The 1,953-nt window shown below is 36.7% G+C and carries 1 protein-coding gene; it reads left to right on the forward strand.

Annotated elements, in window-relative coordinates; all coding sequences use genetic code 11:
* Positions 1-111: 111 nt before the first annotated feature.
* On the forward strand, positions 112-1,608 hold the full coding sequence (locus BUA88_RS15780; RefSeq protein WP_072919720.1) for an ISLre2 family transposase: 1,497 nt from the start codon (positions 112-114) through the stop codon (positions 1,606-1,608).
* The last annotated feature ends 345 nt before the right edge of the window (positions 1,609-1,953 follow it).

A 1,953-nucleotide genomic window follows, 5' to 3' on the forward strand; every position in this document is an offset into this window, starting at 1 on the left:
GCTAGCGTAAAAATTTTCTCGGAAAATATACACAAATAATAAAAGAACATCCTTCTTTGTGATAAAGTATTGGTTTGCGAAAACTATACACACAAGGGAGGATGTTCTTTTATGGAAGATATTATAAGTTATTTGGCGGAATATTTCATTCCAAAATTATTAGAGATGAGGCTGGAGTATTATAAAAATCCAACAAGTCTGGCTGATTTTGCTATCGCAACAAAAGAAGAAACTGATAAGTTAGGTAGGGAAATTTTACAGGCATCCATAGTAGAAATGGATAGGTTAATCAAAGAATTACCAGCAAGAAAAAGGAAATGGGTTGTAGAACATAAGGCTGATGGAAGGCAGCTTCTAACAACTTTAGGAAGAATTAGTTTTTCGCGAGTATTATATAAATCAAAGACTGAGGTCGATGAAGCTGGTAAGCCTGTATGTAGCTATCTTCTAGATAATTTAATGGGATTGTCCTCAAATCAAGAAATGACTGAGGATGTAATGGCCAACATATACCAAGAAGCTGTACAGACTTCCTATAGAAAAGCTGGTGAGGAAGCCACGAGCATAGAAGGTGTGTCAAAGCAGACTGTAAAGAATCAACTGCATAAGCTTAAGTTTCCAAAGAGCTTTCAAATTCCAGAAGTAAAAAAAGTAGTTGACTATCTGTACATAGATGCAGATGAAGATCATTATCATTTGCAGTTCAAAGAAAAACGTGGTGATTTAGAAACAAATGAGTATGGAAGAAAGCTAAATGGAGGCATAACAAAGCTCGCATACGTCTTTGAAGACATTGAACCAGAGGCTCCAAAGAGTAATCGTAATAAGTTGGTAGGAACCCATTATTTCAGCAGAGGTTATGAGCAAAACAGTAAGGAATTTTGGGCAGAAGTATTTGAGTATGTTGAAGCAACATATGATACTACTCAAATCAAAAAGATATATATAAATGCTGACGGAGGCGCCTGGATAAAAAGTGGATACAGAGGATTAGCTGATGTCACATTTGTACTTGATGAGTTCCACTTGTCTAAATATGTTTTGAAAATGACAGGCCATATGAAAGATTCTCAGGATGATGCAATAACAGAAATATATGACTGTATCAGGAGCAAGAAAAAAGCTGATTTTCTTGAAGTAGTGGAAAAACTTAAGGGGTGTACTGATTCAGAAAAGATACAGGCAAAGATAGAAAAAGCATCCCAATATATATCATCCAACTGGATGGCCGCAAAATATAGATTAAGAAAAAGTGAGAGCGTTAAAGCCTGCTCTGCCGAGGGGCATGTCTACCATGTACTATCAAGTAGGATGAGTACACAGGCTATGGGATGGAGCAATCTTGGAGCAGGTAAAATGGCTCACTTAAGAGAGTATTATTACAATAACGGAGATATGCTTGAACTGGCAAAGTTCCAAAAAGAAGAAATGCAGACGGCTGCCGGTGCTGAAGAAGTGGTTCTTAGTGCTTCAGCAATACTTGCATCTGAAAAAGGTAATAGAAATAAAATGATGATGGAGTATGGAAAATACTCTGAAAGAATACATTCAACGTTGTCACTGCAAAATTCAAAACAGCTTATGTTTTATCTAAATGGAAAAATCTAAAAGGAAACAACACCTACCGGTGTTGACTTGATTAAAAGTGCTATGCACAGACCTAATCTTTCATTTGCTTGATTACAGTGTATCTGCCCAGAAATGGGAGTCAAGGATGCTTTGCACCGAAGGAGTTGTCCTTGACACCCATTTCAAGGCAGATAAAATATCAACAAGCAAAAGAAGGATTATTTGTCGTACAAAAAAGTACGGCATTAAACATTAATCAAAGGACTGCGGAGCAGGGCTTCCTTTTAAAAGATAAAAAGAGTAAGATAGTCACAAATCTAATTCTTATCACAAACACACAGGGATTGTCTTTTCTGTGATTTCCGAGAACAAATTTACGCTGCC

Origin of the sequence: Pseudobutyrivibrio xylanivorans DSM 14809 (genome assembly GCF_900141825.1) — a bacterium.
GTDB lineage: Bacteria > Bacillota > Clostridia > Lachnospirales > Lachnospiraceae > Pseudobutyrivibrio > Pseudobutyrivibrio xylanivorans.

Excerpts from the sequence above, each read along its gene's own strand:
- BUA88_RS15780 (WP_072919720.1), top strand. The coding sequence starts at position 112 with ATGGAAGATATTATAAGTTATTTGGCGGAATATTTCATTCCAAAATTA.